This is a genomic window from Bacillus sp. B19-2 (assembly GCF_022832475.1).
Classification (GTDB): domain Bacteria; phylum Bacillota; class Bacilli; order Bacillales; family Bacillaceae; genus Bacillus; species Bacillus paralicheniformis.
The window spans coordinates 39,018-62,374 of record NZ_JALHKQ010000008.1 but is presented as its reverse complement, the minus strand read 5'-3'; the positions used below and the strand labels follow the sequence as shown (position 1 = coordinate 62,374).

The 23,357-nt window shown below is 43.7% G+C and carries 33 protein-coding genes, 1 rRNA gene and 2 pseudogenes; 5 read left to right on the top strand and 31 right to left on the bottom strand.

Annotation, left to right across the window (positions count from 1 at the left end; all coding sequences use genetic code 11):
- Positions 1-217, bottom strand: a 16S ribosomal RNA gene (locus MST20_RS20350); the annotation flags it as partial.
- A 328-nt stretch (positions 218-545) separates the two neighbouring features.
- On the opposite strand from MST20_RS20350, the gene pdaB reads away from it, so the two are divergent.
- On the top strand, positions 546-1,310 hold the full coding sequence (gene pdaB / locus MST20_RS20345) for a polysaccharide deacetylase family sporulation protein PdaB (RefSeq protein ID WP_020449906.1): 765 nt from the start codon (positions 546-548) through the stop codon (positions 1,308-1,310).
- Positions 1,311-1,318: 8 nt separating this feature from the next.
- Here the strand turns inward: pdaB and MST20_RS20340 are convergent, their stop codons facing one another.
- Positions 1,319-1,918: a KinB-signaling pathway activation protein gene (locus tag MST20_RS20340; RefSeq protein WP_243944451.1), complete on the bottom strand. Its 600-nt coding sequence runs from the start codon at positions 1,916-1,918 to the stop codon at positions 1,319-1,321.
- Positions 1,919-2,032: 114 nt separating this feature from the next.
- Between MST20_RS20340 and gerD the strand changes: the two genes are divergently transcribed.
- A complete protein-coding gene (gene gerD / locus MST20_RS20335; protein ID WP_020449904.1) occupies positions 2,033-2,614 on the top strand; it encodes a spore germination lipoprotein GerD in 582 nt (193 codons plus the stop codon).
- A 53-nt stretch (positions 2,615-2,667) separates the two neighbouring features.
- Here gerD and MST20_RS20330 read toward each other — a convergent pair whose 3' ends face one another.
- The 4 genes from MST20_RS20330 to MST20_RS20315 form a co-directional block, all read right to left on the bottom strand.
- The gene (locus MST20_RS20330; protein WP_243944449.1) at positions 2,668-3,729 is read right to left on the bottom strand and encodes an Mrp/NBP35 family ATP-binding protein; all 1,062 of its coding nucleotides are present in this window, start codon (positions 3,727-3,729) and stop codon (positions 2,668-2,670) included.
- 85 nt (positions 3,730-3,814) lie between these two features.
- A complete protein-coding gene (gene cwlD / locus MST20_RS20325; RefSeq protein WP_243944447.1) occupies positions 3,815-4,528 on the bottom strand; it encodes an N-acetylmuramoyl-L-alanine amidase CwlD in 714 nt (237 codons plus the stop codon).
- A gap of 84 nt (positions 4,529-4,612) precedes the next feature.
- Positions 4,613-5,056, bottom strand: coding sequence for a YbaK family protein (locus MST20_RS20320; protein ID WP_243944446.1), 444 nt, complete (start codon positions 5,054-5,056; stop codon positions 4,613-4,615).
- Positions 5,057-5,170: 114 nt separating this feature from the next.
- A complete protein-coding gene (locus tag MST20_RS20315; RefSeq protein ID WP_243944444.1) occupies positions 5,171-6,709 on the bottom strand; it encodes an SMI1/KNR4 family protein in 1,539 nt (512 codons plus the stop codon).
- A 156-nt stretch (positions 6,710-6,865) separates the two neighbouring features.
- Between MST20_RS20315 and MST20_RS20310 the strand changes: the two are divergent.
- From MST20_RS20310 to MST20_RS20300, 3 genes and pseudogenes are all read left to right on the top strand, one after another.
- Positions 6,866-7,150, top strand: a pseudogene (locus MST20_RS20310) (DinB family protein); the annotation flags it as partial.
- Positions 7,151-8,045: 895 nt separating this feature from the next.
- The gene (locus MST20_RS20305) at positions 8,046-8,669 is read left to right on the top strand and encodes a glycosyl hydrolase lipoprotein (RefSeq protein WP_020449883.1); all 624 of its coding nucleotides are present in this window, start codon (positions 8,046-8,048) and stop codon (positions 8,667-8,669) included.
- Positions 8,670-8,672: 3 nt separating this feature from the next.
- Positions 8,673-9,404, top strand: a pseudogene (locus tag MST20_RS20300) (site-specific integrase).
- 90 nt (positions 9,405-9,494) lie between these two features.
- Here the strand turns inward: MST20_RS20300 and rpsI are convergent.
- From rpsI to rplX, 25 genes are all read right to left on the bottom strand, one after another.
- Positions 9,495-9,887: a 30S ribosomal protein S9 gene (gene rpsI / locus MST20_RS20295; RefSeq protein WP_020449882.1), complete on the bottom strand. Its 393-nt coding sequence runs from the start codon at positions 9,885-9,887 to the stop codon at positions 9,495-9,497.
- A gap of 20 nt (positions 9,888-9,907) precedes the next feature.
- A complete protein-coding gene (gene rplM, locus MST20_RS20290) occupies positions 9,908-10,345 on the bottom strand; it encodes a 50S ribosomal protein L13 (RefSeq protein ID WP_020449881.1) in 438 nt (145 codons plus the stop codon).
- 161 nt (positions 10,346-10,506) lie between these two features.
- The gene (gene truA, locus MST20_RS20285; protein WP_243944442.1) at positions 10,507-11,250 is read right to left on the bottom strand and encodes a tRNA pseudouridine(38-40) synthase TruA; all 744 of its coding nucleotides are present in this window, start codon (positions 11,248-11,250) and stop codon (positions 10,507-10,509) included.
- A 10-nt stretch (positions 11,251-11,260) separates the two neighbouring features.
- Complete coding sequence (locus MST20_RS20280; protein WP_243944440.1) at positions 11,261-12,058, bottom strand: energy-coupling factor transporter transmembrane component T family protein; 798 nt, start codon at positions 12,056-12,058, stop codon at positions 11,261-11,263.
- Positions 12,055-12,924, bottom strand: a complete 870-nt coding sequence (locus MST20_RS20275; protein WP_243944438.1) for an energy-coupling factor ABC transporter ATP-binding protein — start codon at positions 12,922-12,924, stop codon at positions 12,055-12,057. Before MST20_RS20275 ends, MST20_RS20280 begins: the two co-directional genes overlap by 4 nt.
- Positions 12,900-13,745: an energy-coupling factor ABC transporter ATP-binding protein gene (locus tag MST20_RS20270; RefSeq protein ID WP_243944436.1), complete on the bottom strand. Its 846-nt coding sequence runs from the start codon at positions 13,743-13,745 to the stop codon at positions 12,900-12,902. Before MST20_RS20270 ends, MST20_RS20275 begins: the two co-directional genes overlap by 25 nt.
- A 141-nt stretch (positions 13,746-13,886) precedes the next feature.
- On the bottom strand, positions 13,887-14,249 hold the full coding sequence (rplQ, locus tag MST20_RS20265; RefSeq protein WP_020449876.1) for a 50S ribosomal protein L17: 363 nt from the start codon (positions 14,247-14,249) through the stop codon (positions 13,887-13,889).
- A gap of 77 nt (positions 14,250-14,326) precedes the next feature.
- Positions 14,327-15,271, bottom strand: coding sequence for a DNA-directed RNA polymerase subunit alpha (locus MST20_RS20260; RefSeq protein WP_043925518.1), 945 nt, complete (start codon positions 15,269-15,271; stop codon positions 14,327-14,329).
- A 174-nt stretch (positions 15,272-15,445) separates the two neighbouring features.
- Positions 15,446-15,841, bottom strand: coding sequence for a 30S ribosomal protein S11 (rpsK, locus tag MST20_RS20255; RefSeq protein WP_020449874.1), 396 nt, complete (start codon positions 15,839-15,841; stop codon positions 15,446-15,448).
- Between the two features lie 20 nt (positions 15,842-15,861).
- Positions 15,862-16,227 carry a 30S ribosomal protein S13 gene (gene rpsM / locus MST20_RS20250; RefSeq protein ID WP_006640338.1) on the bottom strand — a complete coding sequence of 122 codons (366 nt, stop codon included), beginning with the start codon at positions 16,225-16,227 and terminating at the stop codon, positions 15,862-15,864.
- Positions 16,228-16,249: 22 nt separating this feature from the next.
- Positions 16,250-16,363, bottom strand: a complete 114-nt coding sequence (rpmJ, locus tag MST20_RS20245; protein WP_003156543.1) for a 50S ribosomal protein L36 — start codon at positions 16,361-16,363, stop codon at positions 16,250-16,252.
- A 33-nt stretch (positions 16,364-16,396) separates the two neighbouring features.
- Positions 16,397-16,615 carry a translation initiation factor IF-1 gene (gene infA / locus MST20_RS20240; protein WP_003178377.1) on the bottom strand — a complete coding sequence of 73 codons (219 nt, stop codon included), beginning with the start codon at positions 16,613-16,615 and terminating at the stop codon, positions 16,397-16,399.
- Complete coding sequence (locus MST20_RS20235; RefSeq protein WP_243944434.1) at positions 16,593-16,922, bottom strand: KOW domain-containing RNA-binding protein; 330 nt, start codon at positions 16,920-16,922, stop codon at positions 16,593-16,595. The genes infA and MST20_RS20235 overlap by 23 nt, the downstream gene beginning before the upstream one ends.
- 10 nt (positions 16,923-16,932) lie before the next feature.
- Complete coding sequence (gene map, locus MST20_RS20230; RefSeq protein ID WP_243944432.1) at positions 16,933-17,679, bottom strand: type I methionyl aminopeptidase; 747 nt, start codon at positions 17,677-17,679, stop codon at positions 16,933-16,935.
- Positions 17,676-18,329, bottom strand: coding sequence for an adenylate kinase (locus tag MST20_RS20225; protein ID WP_003178371.1), 654 nt, complete (start codon positions 18,327-18,329; stop codon positions 17,676-17,678). Before MST20_RS20225 ends, map begins: the two co-directional genes overlap by 4 nt.
- 53 nt (positions 18,330-18,382) lie before the next feature.
- Positions 18,383-19,678, bottom strand: a complete 1,296-nt coding sequence (gene secY, locus MST20_RS20220; RefSeq protein ID WP_020449870.1) for a preprotein translocase subunit SecY — start codon at positions 19,676-19,678, stop codon at positions 18,383-18,385.
- 1 nt (position 19,679) lies between these two features.
- On the bottom strand, positions 19,680-20,120 hold the full coding sequence (gene rplO / locus MST20_RS20215) for a 50S ribosomal protein L15 (RefSeq protein WP_026586056.1): 441 nt from the start codon (positions 20,118-20,120) through the stop codon (positions 19,680-19,682).
- A 30-nt stretch (positions 20,121-20,150) separates the two neighbouring features.
- Entirely contained in the window at positions 20,151-20,330 is a 180-nt protein-coding gene (gene rpmD, locus MST20_RS20210; RefSeq protein ID WP_003178363.1) for a 50S ribosomal protein L30, read from the bottom strand.
- Positions 20,331-20,343: 13 nt separating this feature from the next.
- Positions 20,344-20,844, bottom strand: a complete 501-nt coding sequence (rpsE, locus tag MST20_RS20205) for a 30S ribosomal protein S5 (protein ID WP_023855910.1) — start codon at positions 20,842-20,844, stop codon at positions 20,344-20,346.
- Positions 20,845-20,868: 24 nt separating this feature from the next.
- Entirely contained in the window at positions 20,869-21,231 is a 363-nt protein-coding gene (gene rplR, locus MST20_RS20200) for a 50S ribosomal protein L18 (protein WP_020449866.1), read from the bottom strand.
- 31 nt (positions 21,232-21,262) lie between these two features.
- The gene (gene rplF / locus MST20_RS20195) at positions 21,263-21,799 is read right to left on the bottom strand and encodes a 50S ribosomal protein L6 (RefSeq protein ID WP_043925510.1); all 537 of its coding nucleotides are present in this window, start codon (positions 21,797-21,799) and stop codon (positions 21,263-21,265) included.
- Positions 21,800-21,828: 29 nt separating this feature from the next.
- Entirely contained in the window at positions 21,829-22,227 is a 399-nt protein-coding gene (rpsH, locus tag MST20_RS20190; RefSeq protein ID WP_003178355.1) for a 30S ribosomal protein S8, read from the bottom strand.
- A 31-nt stretch (positions 22,228-22,258) separates the two neighbouring features.
- Entirely contained in the window at positions 22,259-22,444 is a 186-nt protein-coding gene (rpsN, locus tag MST20_RS20185; protein ID WP_003178353.1) for a 30S ribosomal protein S14, read from the bottom strand.
- 22 nt (positions 22,445-22,466) lie between these two features.
- Complete coding sequence (gene rplE / locus MST20_RS20180; protein WP_020449865.1) at positions 22,467-23,006, bottom strand: 50S ribosomal protein L5; 540 nt, start codon at positions 23,004-23,006, stop codon at positions 22,467-22,469.
- Between the two features lie 25 nt (positions 23,007-23,031).
- Positions 23,032-23,343, bottom strand: a complete 312-nt coding sequence (gene rplX, locus MST20_RS20175; RefSeq protein WP_154999532.1) for a 50S ribosomal protein L24 — start codon at positions 23,341-23,343, stop codon at positions 23,032-23,034.
- Between the last annotated feature and the right edge of the window lie 14 nt (positions 23,344-23,357).

Sequence of the window (23,357 nt, the reverse complement as noted above, 5' to 3'; positions counted from 1 at the left end):
AAGCCACCTTTTATAATTGAACCATGCGGTTCAATCAAGCATCCGGTATTAGCCCCGGTTTCCCGGAGTTATCCCAGTCTTACAGGCAGGTTACCCACGTGTTACTCACCCGTCCGCCGCTAACATCAGGGAGCAAGCTCCCATCTGTCCGCTCGACTTGCATGTATTAGGCACGCCGCCAGCGTTCGTCCTGAGCCAGGATCAAACTCTCCATGAAGTTTGATAATGACTACGCACAACAAATGTGCGATTTATTTAATGAATTAACAGGTACGTTTGTCTTGTTTAGTTTTCAAAGATCATTTCCGCTTCGTTCAGCGGCTTTAATAATATAACATCAAGCCCACATATTTGTCAATAACTTTTTTTAAAATTATTTGTTGGAGCTTTTTCATGTCAGCTGTTTATCAGCGACGAATAATAATATAACATGTTAATTCAAATCTGGTCAACCCTCTTTTTAATTAAGATGAATTATTGTTATGTTCTATTTTAAACAAGCATAGGATGAATACAAAGCAGCATGGACAAGGAGGAGTTTCTCTGTGAACCATTTTTATGTGTGGCATATGAAACGGATTAAGCAGTTAATCATTATTATGATAGCCGCTTTTGCGACAGCAAGCTTTTTTTATGTACAAAACCTGCTCCCTCTTCCTGTGTTTTCTACAGAAAGCGGAGCAAAAGCGGTATATAGAGGAGACTCAGATACAAACGAAGTCGCTCTTACCTTTAATATCAGCTGGGGAGATCAAAAGGCCATGCCTATTTTAGACACATTAAAAGCAAACGGTATTAAAGACGCGACCTTTTTTCTTTCAGCTTCATGGGCGGAGCGCCATCCGGATGTCGTGGAAAGAATCCGTAAAGACGGTCATCAGATCGGGAGCATGGGCTATGCTTATAAAAACTATTCGCAAATGAAGAAAAGCGAAATCAAAAAAGACTTAACAAAAGCACAAAACTCTTTTCAAAAACTCGGTCTTGAGGATCTCACGCTTTTAAGGCCGCCGACCGGCCAGTTTAATAAAGACGTACTCGATGTCGCTAAACAGTACGGCTATACCGTCGTTCACTACAGTATTAATTCGGATGACTGGACGAACCCGGGGGTTCAAAAGATCGTACAAAACGTAAATGAAACGGTGAGCGCTGGTGATATCGTGCTCTTTCACGCTTCAGATTCGGCCAAACAAACAAAAGAAGCCCTGCCTGAGATCGTGCACCACCTCAGAAGCAAGGGACTCAAAAATGTAACCGTCAGCGATTTAATCGCAAATACGGATGCAAAATCATCAGAAGTAAAATAGCAACCGGTCTAAGCGCGGGCCTGAAATTTTGGGAGCATTAAAAGTTGAAAAGCGTTGCAGGCTAATAAAGGAAGCAGCATTAAATAGAGCCAGTCCTCTTCATTGACCCTTAACGCCGGGAACCACTCCATCACAGTAAAAACAAACATTAGAAATAATGCGGAAACGAACGTTTTTTTAGAGGACTGTTTTTGCTTTGCATATGCGGCCGCAATGCATACCGCTAAAATAAAGAGCGGCAGCCAAATATACGGAATGATGGAGCCTCCCTCTTTTTCAAAAAACAGAAAACGCAAGTAAACCAAATCAAACGCGACAAATACAATCAAAAACAGCTGAATCGAGTTCCACAAAGAATGAGATCTGAAGATTTCCAGTGCAAAACGGTGAATCGTTAAGAAAATCACAAACCCCATTTGAGCAATCACGCTAAAGATCATGCCAACCCCGATAAACCAAAACAGAACAGAAAGAATCTCCAATACCTCGAAGGAAAGAAACAGCTCCTTATATCTTCCCCACTCAATGGCAAAACCGACAATACTTGTAGTCAAAGCTCCGACACCCAACACGGAAAAGAAAAATCGGACGAGATTACGGCTTTTCATTGTAGACTTCCCAACCCCTAAGTACACCGCTGTAGCAGCGATATTTTGTTATGTATAAATTTTTAAAAGACATTCATATTAAAGGTAAGACGAGTTTTCGAAAGGAGCTTAAGCATGTTCAAGACCACAATGCTATCGATAAGCTGTTTTCTGTTTCTATCTGTAACAGCTTGTGCTCCCACGGACCAAGCAGCTGAGATGGACTATGATCAAACCAAAAAGATGGTTGTCGATATATTAAAGACAGATGACGGAAAAAAGGCGATTCAAGAAATATTAAATGATGACAAATTAAATGAAACACTTGTGATGGATGAAAAAACCGTCAAAGAAACCGTTGAAAAAACAATGACCTCCAAAAAAGGAGCTGAATTTTGGAAAAAAGTCTTCGAAGATCCAAAATTCGCAGAAGGCTTTGCCAAAACACTTCAAAATGAACATGAAAAAGTGCTGAAAAAACTGATGAAAGATCCTGAGTACCAAAAAATGCTGATGCAGGTCATGCAGGATCCTGAAATGACCAAAAAATACGGTGAACTTGTCAGAAGCCAGGAATTCCGAACCCACCTGCAGGAAGTCATATCTGACACTCTGTCAAGCCCGCTCTACAGAAAGCAGTTTGAAGAGGAACTGAAAAAAGCTGCTTCTGAAAGCATGAAAGAAGAAATGAAAGGCGGCGAAGAAAAACAAAGCTAAGCCGCTTTTCATTCACTAAAAGCTTCTTCCGCGGAGGGAGCTTTTAATGCTCTTTAAGCTTTTACGCCAATGCTTTCGTCGATTTTTTTGGCGATATCCAAATAAATGGCGCCGGTCGGGTGGTTTTCATCATAAACGGACGGCGCGAATTCGCTGTCATCCCAATCCGGCTGCTTCAGCGGAATTTTGCCCAGAATCGGAACGCCGAGTTCTTCTGCGAGCTTCTCGCCTCCGCCTTTGCCGAATACGTATTCCTTTTCGCCTGTTTTGACACTTTCGTAATAAGCCATATTTTCAACGATTCCCAAGATTTCATGATCGGTCTTCAAAGCCATCGCTCCCGCTCTTGCAGCGACAAACGCGGCAGTAGGGTGCGGCGTCGACACGATCACCTCTTTGCAGCTTGGAAGCATTGAGTGAACATCAAGCGCTACATCGCCTGTTCCCGGCGGCAGGTCTAAGATAATATAATCGACATCTCCCCATTCAACCTCATGGAAGAAGTTATTCAGCATTTTTCCAAGCATAGGGCCTCTCCAAATGACAGGGGCATTGTCTTCAACAAAAAATCCCATCGAAATTACTTTGACTCCGAATCTTTCAACCGGCACGACCTTTTCTCCTTCAATCGTCGGCCGTACAGTGATTCCCATCATATCCGGAACGCTGAATCCGTAAATATCGGCGTCGATTAATCCGACTTTCTTTCCGATTCGCGCCAGAGACACAGCCAAATTGACCGACACCGTCGACTTGCCGACGCCGCCTTTACCGCTTGCCACCGCTAAAAAAACAGGCTGTTTTTCACTATTCAGCAGAGATTGATCCTGCCCTTGGGCAGACTCTTGATAACTCATCACGACTTCTTCAGGCAGCTCTTCAAAACGCAGGCCGACCGTCTCTGCACCGGCTTCTTTCAACCGTATGACGATTTCCTGCTGAAGCTGCATTTGTTCGGCAGATCCCGTTTTTGCGAGCGCCACCTTTACGCTGACGTGCCGTTTTTCGGGTTTTATTTTAATCTCCTTGACGGCATCCAGCTCTCTGAGCGGCTTGTGAAGAAATGGCTCGTCCAAATCGCCGACTATTTTTTTTACATCGTCTTCTCGCAACATTGATCTCACCCTTTGTTGTATTCGTTTACAAAATAAGTATAGCATATCTTTCCTTATAGTGTCTTTGACACAAAAAGAAACCCTCTTATTCAGGAGGGTCTCTGTCTTCTGTAAAGTAGCGCAATACGCCTTTATATACGGATGCCGCGATTTTGTCCTGATATTTTGGCGTGGCCAGCTGTTTTGCCTCTTTCGGATTTGACAAAAACCCGATCTCGACGAGGGCCCCCGGCTTTTTCACATTTTGCATCAAATAAATGCCGTGTATCCTCTTTGCCTTCCGCGTCGTGTTTTCAAGATTATGTCTTAATTCATCCTGAATAAACTTGGCGGCCCGTTCGTTTTCTTCATATTGCCCGTAAAAGAAGCTTTGCGCACCGCTCCATCGCGCGGAAGGAATCGCATTCAAATGGATGCTGAGGTAAAGGTCGGCTTCAGAATTGTTGATCACGTCGACCCTTTTCCGCAAGTCTTCCGCTTTCCTTCTGCTGAGCCCCTTCGTTTCTTCAGGAGCGAGATCATGATCGTCCTCCCGCGTCAGCAACACCAAGGCGCCCTGTTCCTGGAGATAGTCCCTGATTCTAAGGGATACTTCAAGTGCCACGTCTTTTTCAAGGAGTTCACCGCTTGATGCTCCTCCATCCGCGCCCCCGTGTCCAGGATCAATATAAATGATCTTGCCGCTCAACGGAAGATTCCATGACCGCCAAGAATCATCATTGTGGAATTGATATTGAAATAAACATAATAAAACGACAAAGCCGAGTAAAAACCCGAGCCATTTTATTTTTTTCTTCATCCCTTTCCCTCCCGCTCGTCCTTACTACAACATATGGGACAAGGAAAGGAAATATGATTCAGCTTGGCCGCACTTTTACATAAATTATCTGAGCCGAAGCTTAAAGCGTCTTTCCCGCTCGCTGAAGCCTTCCTTCCACCAGCTTTGGATGAAGTATTCGCAAGCATAATAAAGCGGTTCATGAGCCGCTTGAATATTAAAAGCCTCAGACCAGCTCACCGCATATTCATAAAGCTCGTGCAGAAGCTGTTTTTCTTCTTTTTCTGAGCGGACCATCGCTCGTTGAACGGGCTCTCCGTGATAGCCGAACTTTCCGTACTCGGCTCCCAGCAAATAGGCCTCAATGGCAAAATCGATGCAGCCGTCATACAAAATATCCATGTGCTTAGAAAAAAAATGAAAAAGAGGAGCAAAGCATTCCTCCGCAGAATTCAGCATTTTTTCCAAAGACAGTTCGCGCAGAAGCTTTTTTTCCAAATTGATCTGCTTCTTTTGTTTTTCATTGTTAAAAGATACGACCGTCCCCATAGAACCGCCTCCTTTTTACCTTGTATTGTGCAGTCAGGAGCCGGAAATCATGCTTTTCTAAGGAAGGGAAACGGAGGAAGAAGCCGAAAATATTAGGAGCCGCGAGATGAAAAACTATTCACTCACATAGCTGCTCCAAATCTCCTCTTCCTCTTCAGACATGTCGCCAATTACTTTAGAGAAATCCACTTTTTTCTTGCATATGTCCTTCAATACATAAAATTGGTCAAAAGAACCGGTAAACTCCTCTAACGAAGGCGACTGCGCCACCACTTTAAGGTTTGCGATTTCAGAACCATCCAATTCCAGTCTTTTCAGATGTTCCAGGCCGGCAAGAACGGTTCCGTCTTTAACGGACGAATTGATAAGTGTTAGTGTTTGAAGCGTATGAAGCGTGCCTAAGAAATCAACGTTTTTTAACGTAATATTTTCAACCGTTAAAGACCTTAATGTTTCCAAACCTGCTATCGCTTTTATCTCTTCTTCGGATACATGTTCACTTCCGCATATATGTAATCGTTTCAACGTGCTGATTTGAGAAATATCGTTTATTTGTTTTTCGTTACAAACATTTACCTTTAAAAACTCAAGGTTTTTACAGTGAATGAGCGGCGTGTATTCTGCAGCTTGAATATCCGTCATATCCAATTCTCTCAAAGATGATAAATCCGCAAGCGGAGACAAATCGGTTACGCATGTTTTCTCCACATTTAAATACTGCAGATGTTTCAATTGAGCGATTGGCGTTAAATCTGTTACCGGGTTATTTCCAAGGTAAAGCTTTTTCAAAAAGATCATGCTTTGCAAAGGCGTTAAATCATGAATACGATTTGCACTTAAATTCAATTCCCTCATATCCGTACAGATTGATAGCGGTTTAATGTGTGTCAGCTCCCTGCCAGCTAAACGCAGCTTTATCTTGTTACAAAATGCTTTTGGACTTTCAGCCATCGTTTTCACAATCGCAGTCCAGCGATCGTCCAGCTGACGAAGCCATCGGTCCGCATGTTCAAGATCGGCTTCCTGCGGTCTTGCATGCAGCACCGGAAGTTCCATGGAACGGATGGCATCCAGGAAATGAAGCTCTTCCTCTTTGCCGTAGCTCCAGCTGACGGCATCATCATATTCATCAATCGTATAATGACCATTTTTGAGCGTATTTGTTATATGGATCAGTAAATCTGTCACATGATGAGCAATCACATACTTTATTTCTTCGTCGCGTCCGAAATTGATCACTTGTCCGGCTTGCCCCTCCTCATCAGGGTCAAGGTCTACGCCAATATGATTTCCTCCGTAATCCCTGCTAATCGGAATCCATCGGCGGTTCGCATATTTCTCTTTAATCCAACACGGCGGAACCGAATATGCATCGATCTCTTCCAATTCTTCATCTCCTTCAAGCCCCTTCCATATTCGCCACTCCGTGAGCATTTCTTGCAAGGAAAGAAAAGGAAGTCCGAAAAATAATCCGGGGCCCGATTCTTTTTCACCATTATGGGTACGATAAAGCGCCCTGAGCTCTTCAGGAAACGTGACTTCCATTTCATTTTCAGCTTTTTGAATGTCTTCCTCTGTCGCAGGAGGATTCAAAAACGGACGGAAATGTTGTTTTAATTCAGTATGCAACTGCTTCATTATTGTTTGAATCATCTTTTCTCTCCTTCATGCTTTGTAAGACTCATTACATCATGAATGTGTATCCTTGGCAATCCGGGAAGGGAAACAGAGCGAAAAGCCGAACATATTAGGAGAGGTGAGCATGAGATGAAAGGTTTGTTTCAGTATAATTGACAAGTTCGTGATGAGTGGTTTGACTGGTGCCTGAAGCAGCCGCCGGAGGAACTCGAAAAGAGGCGTTCAGGCGGTATGGAAAGCATTTTGAAAAACTTGTTTCATATTGTCGATGTTGAGGTGAGCTGGATGTATGCCATTTTAGACAAGCCGGACTTCACTCCCGAGTTTTCCGACTACCCGTCGATTCAGCACATTATCAGGTTTTCTGAAGCGTATCGTCCCGAAGTTGAGAGCGTGGTTTTTCATTTTTCCAGCGCAGCCGAACAAAAGCCTGGGGAATTCATCGTCTTTATTTAAACTGATAGAAACGGCGTCAAAATGATGTTTTGTGTCACCGTCGATCAGGAAAATTCGCTTATAATGATCCCCGTATCGGTTTCGGTGATTTCGACCCCGTCCATATATTTGTGATAGGAATAACCTTTATAATCGATAGCCATTTTAAAACCTCACTTTTTTTTACGGTACTTCGTAAAACATACAGACTAGCACTCGCATAATCTTATCGCTGCCCCCTGTTAATGTTCCAGTTCCTCGCACATACACTTAAATCCTGTGCTAGACATGGCCTCAACGCCTGCCGTACAAGCATTAGAATAGCCCCCGTATGGTTGGGCGAAAACAGCAAAAATATTTTCAGCTTTTTTGGCGTTTTCATCTTGAAAAAAGTATTGCGTGGAACCGTAGGCGGCAGAATCCGAGCCTAGATGAACATCTACATAATCAGCGGAATCATTCCGTTATACTGTAATCCGCCATATATCTCTGTAAGTTCTTGCTTGCTCGTATTGGCTTGAGGTATCTCCTCCGCCTAACATAGTTTTAGCAGGCAAGTGAACAGTTGATCCTAGCGAAACCCTTTCGCCACTGCTGATCGATATAACTCCTGTTGAATCGATCCAAGTGTGCCCCGTTGTATCCATTTCGAAATGACTGCCGTTTTTTACTATAAATTCCCCTTTTGGATTATCTAATGCAAAAACATTCCTTTCCACCCTTGATGGAGAATTTACACAGGAGATTTAGATGCTGCTCTTGAAATCATGACGGCGCAACTGAAAGAAGGCGGGAAAAAGAAATCTGATTAATCACTGACGTAACTTTTTACAAAATTGGTATTGTTCCGTTGAATTTGCGGGAGTTTTGTCCTATGATAAAAGATGTACCATATAAATGAACTGGGGGGCTTTACTTGAAGAAATTTTTAATTTTATCCCTTGCGCTCTGTTTAGGGATTATTTTAGGGGCGTGCGGTTCTAAAGACACCGCAAAAAAAGATGATACCAAAAAAGAATCATCAGCAAGCGAAAATAAAGACACTGACAACAAAAAAGAAGATGTACAGGAAGACGAAAACCTCAAAGGGAAAAATGTCTATACTAATAAAAAACTAAATATAAACGGAACTACAGGTCCTATTAAATACGAAATCAAAGCTGTACAATTGAAAGAAATGGAGCCAAAAAACGAAGAAACTGCTGATCTGCTCGGTGTCAAAGTAGGTGAGAAAGTGAATGCTGTCACAATTGAACTATCTGGCGAAAACACATCAGAAAAAGATGTTAACTTCTATTTAGGACAAGCCACAATCGTCACAAACACTAAAGAGCAGCTGGAACCTGAAATGTTATTGTCTGAACACATCGAGGGTGAATACTTAGGCAAAGTTAAAAACGAGGGGCATAATGTATATATCTTAAAAAAGTCATCTGTTAAGGATTTGAAATCCATTGAACTGCGTGTTGATGCTCCAACAGATAACAATTTCGAGCCTCTTGGAAAAGACATCAAGCACACAATCGAAGTCAATAATTAAGAAATGCCCTTTTTAGGGCTTTTCTTTAACACCAAAAACAGAACAAACGTTCTTTTCAACTTGTGCAATTTACTAATTGAGCATAGGAGGCGTTCATATTGGTTTTTACCGCAGGAAGAAGAGAAACGGAACTTTTGGGAAAAGGACGAAATCAAAACCTTTCTCGAAAAAGCGCATTCGCAACTTGAACAACAAGATTATGTTATGTTTTATGTTCTTATTTTTACCGGTATGCGTAAAGGGGAACTTCTTGCCTTGGAATGGAGGGACGTTGACTTAAAAGAGAAAACAATAAACATCAAACAAACAATGTTTTTTGAAGACGGTAAAGAAGTCATCCAAACAACAAAAAAATATCATTCTAAGCGAATTATTACGATTGATTATCATACGGCCCAAATACTTACAAAATGGCGTACGTAGCAAAAAGAAATACTCTTATCTAATGGGATCACCTCAGAAGCTAAATACGTGCTTATACGGGGTGATATGCGCCCTCTAAGGCTTTCCCTCTTAAACCGTATGATCGCTAAAAATAAGCTTCACAGAATCACGATTCACGGTTTTAGACATTCTCACGCATCGATCCTTTTTGAAGCAGGCGCATCCATTAAAGAAGTACAAGCCCGTTTAGGTCACAAAGAAATTCAAACGACTATGAACATCTATACACATGTCACGAAAACCGCAAAAGAAAAAACGGCCGAAACATTTAAAAAGCACATGGAATTATGAGAAATTCATTTAAACGTGGTCAAAAATCATTTTTAAGCAAAAAACAAGCCCTCTTCCGAGTAACCGGATGAGGGCTTGAACGTTGGTATATTAACGTTTTGAGAACTGAGGTGCACGGCGTGCGCCTTTAAGTCCGTATTTTTTACGTTCTTTCATACGTGCGTCACGAGTCAGTAGACCGGCACGTTTTAGAGTTGAACGGTATTCCGGATCTGCTTCAAGCAAAGCGCGGGCGATACCGTGACGGATTGCTCCGGCTTGACCGGATAAGCCGCCTCCATGAACGTTTACTAAAACGTCATAAGTACCAGCTGTTTCAGTCAAATTTAATGGTTGTTTGATATCTTCGATTAGAGCTGCAGATGGGATGTGCTCGCTGATTTCACGATTATTCACGATGATACGGCCTTCTCCTGGAACTAAGCGCACACGCGCTACAGAGCTTTTACGACGGCCAGTACCGTAATATTGAACCTGTGCCAAATTGGTAACCTCCTTTTTAATTAACCGCGAAGTTCGTAAACTTCAGGTTTTTGTGCTTCGTGTGGATGCTCAGAACCACGGTATACGTTCAATTTTTTGAACATTTGACGACCTAGAGAACCTTTTGGAAGCATGCCTTTGATCGCAAGTTCAAGCATTTTCTCAGGGTAGTTTGTACGCATTTCAAGAGCAGTTCTTGATTTTAAACCGCCTGGATGTTGAGTGTGACGGTAGTAAATTTTGTCCGTTAACTTTTTACCAGTTAACTCGATTTTTTCAGCGTTGATGATGATCACATGATCTCCAGTGTCAACGTGCGGTGTGTAAGTTGGTTTATGTTTTCCGCGAAGGATAGATGCAACTTCTGTAGAAAGACGGCCTAGCGTCTTGCCAGCAGCATCAACAACTAACCACTTGCGTTCAATATTACTTGCGTTAGCCATAGGTGTTGTACGCATTAAATTTCCCTCCTAAATAAATCTGCCATTTTCAATAAACTTCAATTACGTTCTATTTCAAAACACAATAAGTTTCCGGGGCTTATCGTGGGGTTGAAATACATACCATATGATATCTTATAACTTTCTGTACTCTCTGTCAAGAAAATGTTACACCTGGTTTAGTTGTCATAGATAACACGCCATAAATACAAGCCGTGCGCCGGTGCAGTGCGCCCTGCGGCATCGCGGCTTCTGGCAAGAATCATCTTTTCAATGTCTCCAGGGGAAAATTTGCCGGTTCCTACATCCAGAAGCGTGCCGGCAATGATTCTAACCATGTTATACAAAAATCCGCTGCCCACAATCCTCATCTGCAGGCCGTCCCCTGTGTCAGACCATTCCAGTTCATAGACCGTTCTGACTTTGTCCTTCACTTCGGTTTTGGTTGCACAAAAGCTTGTGAAATCATGGGTTCCAACCAGATAGCGGGAGGCTTCTTTGACTTTTTCCATATCAAGGTCATACGGAACATGGTATGCATAGTGGCGTTTAAAAACGTCCGGATGTCTGCCCCTGTAAATCATATACCGGTATTCTTTACTTTTTGCAGAAAACCTCGCATGAAATTGGTCATCGACAGCTTCCGCCTTGTGGACCGATATATCACCAGGCAGCAGGGCATTTAAAGCATACGGCCATTTCGCCTCAGGGATGGATAGCGGACTGTCAAAATGAATCGTCTGTCCGACCGCGTGGACGCCGCTGTCGGTACGCCCGGATGAAACGACGGGAATACGCTCTTTCGCTTTATGGAGTGTTTGCAGCGCTTTTTCAAGCTCATCCTGCACCGTTCTTTGACCAGGCTGCACTTGGTAGCCGTAAAAAAGGTGTCCGTCATATGAAATCGTGCACTTCATTCTCATCGTCTATCACCTAAGTCCGCAATAAAATTAGCAATACGCCAAGACCAGCTAAAATGAGGAGCACGGAAGTATCCTTCCATTTCCATGTCAGCTGCCTGTATTTTGTACGGCCTTCCCCTCCCCTGTATCCTCGCGCCTCCATCGCGGTTGCAAGCTCTTCGGCTCTTTTAAAGGCACTGACAAACAGCGGAACAAGAAGGGGAACGATCGCTTTGACACGTTCTTTGACCGGGCCGTTCGTAAAATCGACGCCTCTTGCCATTTGCGCTTTCATGATCTTATCCGTCTCTTCGATCAGAGTCGGTATAAATCTGAGGGAGATGGACATCATGAGAGCGAGTTCATGAACGGGAAGCTTCAACTTTTTAAACGGACCGAGCAAATGCTCCAAACCATCGGTCACTTCGATTGGAGTCGTCGTCAATGTTAAAATCGTTGTGATCATGATGAGGTAAACAAAGCGCAACGAAATAAAAATCCCTTGTACAAGCCCCTGCTCATAAATTTTAAACAAGCCGAAATCGGCGAGAACCTGCCCTTCCCTTGTCATAAAAATATGAAGCAGAAACGTAAACAGCACAATCCAGAACACGGGCTTCATCCCTTTTAAAAGGAATCGCACCGGAACGCCCGACAAAGCTGCGGCTGCGACCGTAAACAGACCGAGCAGTGCATATGTTTCCGTATTATTCGCGAAAAAAACGATAAAGACAAAAAGGAAAATGGTTAACAGCTTTGTACGCGGATCAAGCCGGTGAACGATCGATGTCCCGGGTACATATTTGCCGATAATGATATTGTCCATCATAGGGCATTTTCCTCCTGAAACAGAGCTTTAATTTCGGAGGCTGCTTCTTCAATCGTCAAGATCGGCGCTTTGAACGTAATGCCCAGCGTTTCTTCAAGACGTTTTTGGAATTTAATCGTTTCCGGCAAATCAAGCCCTAAGGCAGCGATATCGTCTTTCCTTGAAAAAAGCTCCCGCGGCGTCCCTTTTGCTTTGACCGTGCCTTTATGCATCACAATCAGTTCATCTGCATACGCCGCCGCATCTTCCATACTGTGGGTGACGAGAATCGTCGTCAGCTTCCTCTGCTTATGGAGGCTGTAGAACATGTCCATGATCTCTTTGCGGCCTCTTGGGTCAAGCCCTGCCGTCGGTTCATCGAGGACGAGAACCTCCGGCTCCATCGCCAGCACGCCCGCAATGGCCACGCGGCGCATTTGCCCGCCGCTTAGTTCAAACGGAGACCTGTCGGACAGCTCCTCATCCAAACCTACAAGCTTCAGCATTTCCCTCGCCTTTTCTTCCGCCTTCTCCCGGCTCATGCCGAAATTGATCGGGCCGAATGAGATGTCCTTTAAAATTGTTTCTTCAAACAGCTGATGTTCAGGAAACTGAAAGACAATCCCGACCTTTTTCCGCAAAGCTTTTAAGTGTTTATTCTTTTTGCCTGCTTCAAGAACGTCCCCGCCGAGGCGTATCTGTCCTTTTGTCGGTTTTAAAAGCCCGTTCAGGTGCTGAAGCAATGTCGATTTTCCCGATCCTGTATGACCGATCACAGCGACATAGCTTCCTTCGTTAATCACGGCGTTGACATCATAGATCGCCAGGCGTTCAAAAGGCGTTTTCATCTGGTATCGGTGCTCTACATCTTTGATTTCAATGTGCATAGCTCATTCACCAATCCTTCTTGTGTCAGATGATCGCCTTTCAAAGCCAGACCGCTTTCCTTCAGCATTTGGCTGAGCTGAAAAGAAAACGGCAAATCAAGCCCGATTTTTATCAGGTCTTGATTCAAACGAAAGACTTCCTGCGGCGTGCCTTCGGCAAATTTTTTCCCGCCGTTCATGACGATGATCCGGTCGGCCTTAGCAGCTTCGTTTAAGTCATGTGTAATCGAAATGACCGTAACCATTCCTTGGTCTTTCAGCCTTCTGACCGTATCCAGCACTTCTTCCCGCCCCATCGGGTCAAGCATGGAAGTCGCCTCGTCGAGAATCATGATGTCAGGCCGGGCGGCAAGCACTCCCGCAATCGCAACACGCTGCTTTTGCCCTCCAGAGAGATGGTGCGGCTCTTGATCGAGAAATTCTTGCATGTTCACCTGTTGAACGGCCCAATCCACCCTTTCCACCATGTCTTCTCTTGGAACTCCGTTGTTTTCTAAACCAAAAGCCACATCATCGCGGACGGTTGTCCCGACAAATTGGTTATCCGGATTTTGAAACACCATGCCGACTTTTTTTCGGACATCCCAGACCGTCTCTTCCGTCAGCTGAATACCGCCGACTTCAATCGATCCTTCGTCAGGCAGGATCAGACCGTTCAAAGCACGGGCGAGCGTCGACTTCCCTGAGCCGTTGTGACCTACGATCGCAAGCCATTCTCCTTTCGACACATGGAAAGATACATGATCAAGCGCAGGCCTGTCCGCATCTTTCTGGTAGCGAAACGTAATATCCTCTGCAGCGATTAATCGATCTTGATTCATTTGCCCGTCCGGCCTCCTCTCCTCTAAAGCTCTGCTTTTCTGACTATTCTTTTATCATAGAAAATTCCCCGGTATCTAAAAAAAGGGCATAGATCCAGTTAAAAACTGTCCCGCCCTTCTTTAGACACACAAAATATGTGATTAAACCAATTCGATGATAGCCATTGGTGCTCCGTCACCACGGCGAGGACCAAGCTTCATAATACGTGTGTATCCGCCTTGGCGCTCTTCATAACGAGGTGCTACATCAGAGAAAAGTTTTTGGAGTGCATCTTGGTCTTTCTCTGCATCTGCAACCTCATTGCGGATGTATGCAGCTGCTTGGCGGCGTGCGTGTAAATCTCCGCGCTTGCCAAGTGTAATCATTTTTTCTACAACAGAGCGAAGTTCTTTCGCGCGAGCTTCTGTTGTTTCAATTCTCTCGTTGATGATCAAGTCTGTTGTAAGATCACGCAGCATTGCTTTACGCTGTGCACTAGTGCGTCCTAGTTTTCTGTATGACATGTGGTGTCCCCTCCTTTATTGAAATACTCTATCTGAAATAAAAAACACACGAAAATCCTAGTTCACATGGAAACTAGTCAATCGTCTTTGCGAAGGCCAAGTCCAAGTTCTTCAAGTTTCGCTTTTACTTCTTCAAGCGACTTGCGACCCAGGTTGCGAACTTTCATCATATCTTCTTCAGTTTTGTTCGCAAGTTCTTGAACTGTATTGATTCCCGCACGCTTCAAGCAGTTGTAAGAACGGACTGAAAGATCGAGCTCTTCAATAGTCATTTCAAGAACTTTTTCTTTTTGATCCTCTTCTTTTTCAACCATGATTTCAGCATGCTGAGCTTCGTCGGTCAAACCGACAAAAATATTAAGGTGTTCAGTCAAAATCTTTGAACCAAGCGCAATCGCTTCTTTTGGTCCAGTGCTTCCATCTGTCCATACGTCAAGCGTAAGTTTGTCATAGTTTGTAATCTGACCCACACGAGTATTCTCAACTTGATAAGATACACGAGAAACAGGTGTAAAGATGGAATCAATCGGGATGACGCCAATCGGCTGATCGTCTCTTTTATTCGAGTCAGCTGGTGTATACCCGCGACCTCTTTGAGCGGTTAAGCGAACTCGAAAACTCGCATTTTGGCCAAGAGTCGCAATGTGAAGATCAGGATTCAAAATCTCAACATCACTGTCGTGGGTAATATCAGCAGCTGTTACAACTCCTTCACCCTGAACATCAATCTCAAGCGTCTTCTCTTCTTCAGAGTAGATTTTCAGTGCAAGTTTTTTAATGTTTAAGATAATCGTTGTAACATCTTCAACTACGCCTTCGATCGTCGAGAATTCATGCAGTACACCATCTATTTGGATCGATGTTACAGCGGCACCAGGGAGTGAGGATAAAAGGATACGACGTAAGGAGTTACCCAAAGTTGTACCATATCCACGCTCAAGTGGCTCTACGACAAATTTACCATACTTGGCATCGTCGCTGATTTCAACCGTTTCGATTTTTGGTTTTTCAATCTCGATCATTTCATAAAACCCTCCTTCAAAACGTCGAAACCCCGGAAAGAATTTCTCTGATTCTATCCGAAATTCCCCATTGTTTAGTCCCGTATGTGCTCAGGCAACGAGTGTGCATTCGTTTTATAAATTAACTGTATCATAACCCATTATTGACAGGGACACAAAATCTATACAAACAAATTACACGCGGCGACGTTTTGGCGGACGGCATCCGTTATGAGGAACAGGCGTTACGTCTCTGATTGCTGTAACTTCAAGTCCAGCAGCTTGAAGTGCACGAATTGCAGCTTCACGGCCGGAACCTGGTCCTTTTACAGTAACTTCAAGAGTTTTAAGTCCATGTTCGATAGAACCTTTAGCAGCTGTTTCAGCAGCCATTTGTGCAGCGAATGGAGTGGATTTTTTAGAACCTTTAAATCCTAGAGATCCGGCACTTGACCAAGAAAGAGCATTGCCATGAACATCTGTGATAGTAACAATCGTGTTGTTGAAAGTTGAACGGATATGAGCAATTCCAGATTCAATATTCTTTTTCACGCGGCGTTTACGCGTGTTTGTTTTACGAGCAGCAGCCATTGTTTAATTACCTCCCTTGCTTATTTTTTCTTGTTAGCTACAGTACGACGCGGACCTTTACGAGTACGCGCGTTATTTTTAGTATTTTGACCGCGAACAGGCAATCCGCGACGATGACGAATTCCGCGGTAGCTTCCGATTTCGATCAGACGTTTGATGTTAAGAGACACTTCACGGCGAAGGTCACCTTCAACTTTCAATTTGTCAATCACGTCACGGATTTTACCAAGTTCTTCTTCAGTCAAATCACGAACGCGAGTATCTTCAGAAACTCCAGCTTCTTTTAGAACTTGCTGAGCCGTTGTACGACCGATTCCAAAGATGTATGTTAATGAAATAACAACACGTTTATCACGTGGGATATCTACACCAGCAATACGAGCCATCTCTCTCGCACCTCCTTAAAAATTATCCTTGTTTTTGTTTATGCTTTGGATTTTCACAGATCACCATTACTTTTCCTTTTCTGCGAATGACCTTACATTTTTCACAGATCGGTTTAACTGATGGTCTCACTTTCATGTGTTTCCAACCTCCTTCAATTTCCGGAGTGCTTTATTTGTAACGGTACGTAATTCTACCACGAGTTAAGTCATATGGAGATAATTCTACCGTAACTTTGTCTCCAGGTAAAATGCGAATGAAGTGCATGCGGATTTTACCAGATACGTGAGCCAAAACCGTATGGCCATTCTCAAGTTCAACTTTGAACATTGCGTTTGGCAGCGTTTCGACTACAGTACCTTCCACTTCAATTACATCGTCTTTCGCCATTCAAGTGTTCTCCCTTCTTCAAATCAGTAACTTGCTCTCTGACAAATTTCAAAAGAGAAAATCTCAATTTTCCGTTTGTCACACGCCCTGTTTCGTTTATACTGTTCTGAACTTCCGGAGATACGCAATCATAAAAGGTTAAATGATTGATATTCTTTTTCTTAGGAGAATGAAATTTACGCTTTTCTCCGTCTGCTACCAGCACATGATGATGATCGACTATATCAATAACAACTGCGTATTGGTTCATTTCGCGGCCTCTAATTATGCGTACGAACTGTCCAATTTCAGGTGTTTTCCGATACATCTCATTTCACCTAGGCTTTTGTCAGTATCTCAAAACCGGCTTCCGTTATGGCAACCGTGTGTTCAAAGTGAGCACACTTCTTCCCGTCCACAGTTACAACCGTCCAGTTGTCAGCCAATGTTTTGACATAGCGTGTGCCTGCATTGACCATCGGCTCAATGGCCAGGACCATGCCAGGCTTTAAGCGCGGGCCTTTGTTCGGCGGACCGTAGTGAGGAATTTGCGGATCCTCATGCAGATCCTGCCCTACCCCGTGTCCTACATATTCCCTGACGACTGAAAATTGTTCGCTTTCGACATACGTTTGAATTGCGTGGGAAATATTCGACAAACGTTCTCCCGGTTTTGCTTCCTTCAAGCCTCTATATAAAGACTCCTCTGTCACATCCAGCAGCTTCTGATCATCATCGCTGATCGTACCCACTGGATAAGTCCATGCAGAGTCACCATGATAACCGTTCAGCTTCGCACCGATATCGATGCTGATGATGTCCCCGTCGCGAAGGACCCGTTTTCCCGGAATACCGTGCACGAGTTCTTCGTTGACCGAAACGCAAATGCTCCCGCGAAAACCATTATACCCTTTAAAAGACGGGATTGCACCTTGCTTTGTAATAAAACGTTCGGCAATTTGATCCAGTTCTTTTGTCGAGATGCCGGGTTTAATGTGCTTTTTCAGCTCCTGATGAGTTAAAGCGACAATTCTTCCGGCTTCCCGCATGATTTCGATTTCTCGGGGAGTTTTACAAATAATCATTTGTCCCGGCCTCCGAGAAGCTCCTTTATATCAGCGTAAACTTCATTGATGTGCTTTTGCCCGTCAATGTTTACGAGATATCCTTTATCCTCGTAGAAATCGAGTAAAGGCTGGGTTTGCTTCATGTTGACCTCTAACCGCGTGGATACGGTAGCTTCATTATCGTCTTCACGCTGATAAAGCTCTCCTCCACACTTGTCGCATACATTTTCTTTCGCAGGCGGATTAAAGACTAAATGATAAGTTGCACCGCAGTTTTTGCAGATTCTGCGTCCTGTCAGACGTTCCATCAATGCATCTTTATCGACTTGAATGTTGATGACATGGTCAATCGACTTGCCAAGTCCTTTAAGAATTTCCTCAAGTGCTTCAGCTTGAGCGACTGTTCTCGGAAATCCGTCCAGAAGAAAACCTCCGTCACAATCATTCTTGCCAAGTCTCTCCCTGACAATACCAATTGTCACTTCATCCGGAACAAGCTCACCTTTATCAATGTATGATTTGGCTTCGAGTCCCAGATCCGTTTCTTCTTTCATCGCAGCGCGGAACATGTCTCCTGTTGAGATATGAGGTATCCCAAAATCTTCAACAATCCGTTCAGCCTGTGTCCCTTTACCGGCTCCAGGCAGTCCCATTAAGACTAAGTTCATTTCGGATTCCCCGTCCTCTCTATTTTAGAGGGAATGGGCGCGCCCCATTTCCTCTAGTGCTTCATAAATCCACGATAGTTTCGTTTTACCAGCTGGCTTTCAAGCTGCTTCATTGTTTCAAGTGCAACCCCGATGACAATCAGCAAACTTGTTCCGCCAATTTGTGCAGATGAAGGCAGCCCAGCAATATTAACGAACAAGACAGGAAGAATGGCAATCACGGCCAAGAATATGGAGCCTACAAATGTAAGTCGATACAAAATGCTCGTAATTCTATCTTGAGTCATTTTTCCTGGACGAACTCCCGGAATATAGCCACCTTGTTTTTTAAGATTATCGGCCATTTGCTCAGGGTTTACCTGCACAAATGCATAGAAATAGGTAAAGGCGATGATCAATGCCGCATAAACTCCCATTCCGACCGGATGCGTGTAATCAAACGTTTTTTGAATCCAATTCGTGACGTCATTGGTACCAAAAAATGTTGCCACGGTCCGCGGAGTGGTGATAAACGCTACTGCAAAGATAACCGGAATAACTCCCGCCGGGTTAACCTTCAGCGGCAAGTGTGTAGACTGGCCGCCAGGAACCGGTGAACGGCCTGAACCTTTCGCATATTGAATTGAAATTTTTCTAACTGCCTGTTGGATGAAAATAACGCCAACGACAATCGCCAAAATCGCAACCAATATAACGACAACCTTTATGATTTGCAAGAATAACTGATCTCCAGCATCTACAAACTGCTGAGCGTAGATCTGATTAATCGTCTGCGGAATGCCGGCAACGATACCGGCGAAGATGATAATGGATATTCCGTTACCAACGCCATGAGACGTAATTTGTTCTCCCAGCCACATTAAAAAAGCAGTTCCAGCAGTTAGTACAACCGCAATAAGCAAATAAGTACCGACTCCAGGGTTTGTAATCAACGCGCCGCCGGCCATGTTGTTAAACCCGTAAGACATACCTAAAGCCTGGATAAATCCAAGAACGATTGTGAAGTACCTTGTGAACTGAGCTAGTTTTCGGCGACCAACTTCTCCTTGCTTAGACCATTCGGTAAACTTCGGCACAACATCCATCTGCAGGAGCTGAATGATGATTGAAGCTGTGATGTAAGGCATGATTCCCATCGCAAGAATGGAGAAGTTGAACAATGCACCGCCGCCAAATGTGTTTAGAATCCCAAATACGCTCATTTGATCCTGTGCCTTTAAAACTTCTGTGTTTACATGCGGCACAGGAATGAACGAACCGAGACGAAAGACGATAAGCATTAAAAGAGTGAAGATAATCTTATTCCGAATATCCTTCACACGCATAAAATTGGAGATTGTCTTAAACAAGTTAGATCACCTCAGCTGTACCGCCAGCAGCCTCAATTGCTTGTTTAGCAGAAGCGGAGAATTTATTGGCTTTAACAGTTAATTTCTTTTCTAATTTACCGTCGCCAAGAATTTTCACTCCAGATTTCAACTTGCTGATTACACCTGTTTCTAAAAGAAGTTCAGGAGTAACTTCCGTCCCTTCTGCAAAGCTGTTGAGTTTGTCTAGGTTGACCACAGCGAAATCCTTGCGGTTGATGTTTGTGAAACCGCGTTTAGGAAGACGTTGGAATAAAGGCATTTGTCCACCCTCGAATCCAGGACGTACACCGCCGCCAGAACGAGCGTTTTGACCTTTATGACCTTTACCTGCTGTTTTACCGTTACCAGAACCAATACCACGACCTACGCGGTTGCGCGTTTTACGTGAACCTTCTGCGGGCTTTAATTCATGAAGTTTCATTTGGACACCTCCTTAGCCTATCGTTTATTTTTAAAGTTCTTTAACAGAAACTAAATGAGATACTTTGTTAATCATACCGCGGATTGCAGCGTTGTCTTCATGAACGACAGTTTGGTTTGTTTTCTTTAAACCGAGCGTTCTTACAGTAATGCGCTGATCTTCCGGGCGTCCGATTACACTGCGTTTGAGGGTAATTTCTAATTTAGCCATTAATGTTCCCTCCTTATCCTAACAGTTCTTCTACAGATTTTCCACGAAGCTTCGCAACGTCCTCAGCGCGTTTCAGCTCGCTTAAACCTTGGACTGTTGCACGGATCATGTTGATCGGTGTGTTAGAACCTAAAGACTTAGAAAGGATATCAGCTACACCTGCAAGCTCAAGTACCGCACGTACTGGGCCTCCAGCGATAACTCCCGTACCTTCAGAAGCAGGTTTTAACAAGATGTTTCCTGCACCGAAACGTCCGATGATTTCGTGTGGAATTGTAGTTCCAACCATTGGTACTTCGATCAAATTCTTTTTCGCATCTTCAACAGCTTTGCGAATCGCTTCCGGAACTTCTTGTGCTTTACCAGTTCCGAAACCAACGTGACCGTTTTTGTCACCGACAACGACTAGAGCTGCGAAACGGAAACGACGACCACCTTTAACAACTTTCGCTACGCGGTTAACGGTAACTAAGCGTTCTTCTAACTCTAATTTGCTTGGGTCAATACGACGCATATTCATATGTCCCTCCTTCTTTTATTAAAATTCTAATCCAGCTTCGCGTGCAGCATCAGCCAATGCTTTTACACGTCCATGATAAAGGTAACCGCCACGGTCGAACACGACATTTGTGATACCTTTTTCAGAAGCGCGTTTTGCAACAAGCTCGCCAACTTTTGCAGCCGCAGACGTATCGCTGCCATTTTCAGCGTTAAAGTCTTTATCAAGAGTAGATGCACTCACAAGTGTAACACCGTTCACGTCATCGATCACTTGTGCGTAAATATGTTTGTTTGAACGGAAAACATTTAGACGAGGTCTCTCAGGGGTTCCTGAAAGCTTCGCGCGAACACGACCGTGTCTTTTAAGACGTGCAGCATTCTTGCTTGTTTTCGTAATCATCTGGGTCACTCCTTTCTCACATTAAGCGGTTTTACTTAGCAGATTTACCTTCTTTACGACGAACCATTTCTCCTTCATAGCGGATCCCTTTGCCTTTGTAAGGCTCTGGAGAACGTACAGCGCGAATGTTTGCAGCAGTAGCTCCAACACGCTCTTTATCTGTACCTTTTACAACTACTTTTGTTTGAGATGGAACTTCGATTTCAATTCCGTTTTCAGGAACGATTTCTACTGGGTGAGAGTATCCAACGTTCAAAACAAGTTTGTTTCCGGATTTAGAAGCACGGTAACCGACACCGACTAATTCCAAACCTCTTTCAAAACCTTTAGATACACCTTCAACCATGTTTCCGATGATGCTGCGAGTTGTGCCATGCAGCGCACGGTGTTCTTTATTATCAGAAGGACGTTCTACAGTAAGTACATTGTCCTCAATTTTAATCTTCATATCAGGATGAAACGTACGAGTTAATTCTCCTTTTGGTCCTTTCACGGTTACAGTGTTGTCGTTCATAGTAACTGTAACGCCTGAAGGAATCTCAAGTAGCTTCTTACCTACACGAGACATACCAAACACCTCCATTCATGTTAAACTTCTTACCAAACGTATGCTAATACTTCTCCGCCAGCCTGTTTAGCGCGGGCTTCTTTATCCGTTAACACACCTTGTGATGTAGAAAGAATTGCGATTCCAAGTCCGTTCAGTACGCGAGGCACTTCGTTTGACTTAGCGTAAACGCGCAGACCTGGTTTGCTGATTCTTTTAAGGCCAGTGATGACACGCTCGTTGTTTTGTCCGTATTTCAAGAAAACACGGATGATGCCTTGTTTGTTATCTTCAATGAATTCTACGTCACGAATGAAACCTTCTCTTTTCAAGATTTCAGCGATTTCTCTTTTCAACTTAGAAGCAGGAATTTCAAGCTTCTCATGACGCACCATGTTTGCATTACGAATACGAGTCAGCATATCTGCAATCGGATCTGTCATAACCATTATTTAATAACCTCCTTCCCATAAACGGGGATTACCAGCTGGCTTTTTTAACGCCAGGAATTTGTCCTTTATATGCAAGTTCACGGAAACAAATACGGCAAAGTTTAAATTTACGAATAACAGAGTGCGGACGGCCGCAGCGTTCGCAGCGAGTGTACTCTTGTACTTTAAACTTCGGTGTGCGTTTTTGTTTCGCAATCATTGACTTTTTAGCCACGATTTCGCCTCCCTTTCATTGATTATTTCTGGAATGGCATACCTAATTGAGTTAACAGTTCACGAGCTTCTTCATCAGTGTTGGCAGTCGTTACAATAACGATGTCCATACCGCGAACTTTAGTTACCTTATCATAGTCAATTTCAGGGAAGATCAGCTGTTCTTTGATTCCTAGTGTGTAGTTTCCACGACCGTCAAAAGATTTTTTTGAAATTCCGCGGAAGTCACGTACACGCGGTAAAGAAACAGAAATTAGTTTATCAAGGAAATCGTACATGCGCTCTCCGCGAAGAGTTACTTTCGCACCGATTGGCATTCCTTCACGAAGACGGAATCCAGCAATAGATTTCTTCGCACGAGTAACGACAGGTTTCTGACCAGCGATAAACGTTAGTTCTTCTACAGCGCTATCGATAGCTTTAGCGTTTTGAACAGCGTCACCAACACCCATGTTGATTACGATTTTTTCGATTTTAGGCACTTGCATCACAGATTTGTATTCGAACTTTTTCATTAATGCAGGTGTAATGTCTTTATTGTACTTTTCTTTAAGGCGGTTCATGAGATAGACCTCCCTTCCTTTATTACTAGTTATCTAGAACTTGCCCAGATTTTTTTGCAACACGAACTTTTTTGCCATTTTCTACTTTGTATCCTACGCGCGTCACTTCACCTGTTTTAGGATCGAGCGGCATTACGTTTGACACATGAATTGGCGCCTCTTGATTTAAAATTCCGCCTTGAGGATTTGCTTGAGTCGGCTTTGCGTGCTTCTTCACCATGTTGACACCCTCAACGATTACGCGGTCTTTTTTAGGGAAAGCTGCAAGGATCACTCCTTGTTTCCCTTTGTCTTTACCAGAGATAACCATTACTTTATCGCCTTTTTTAACATGCATCCTGATCGCACCTC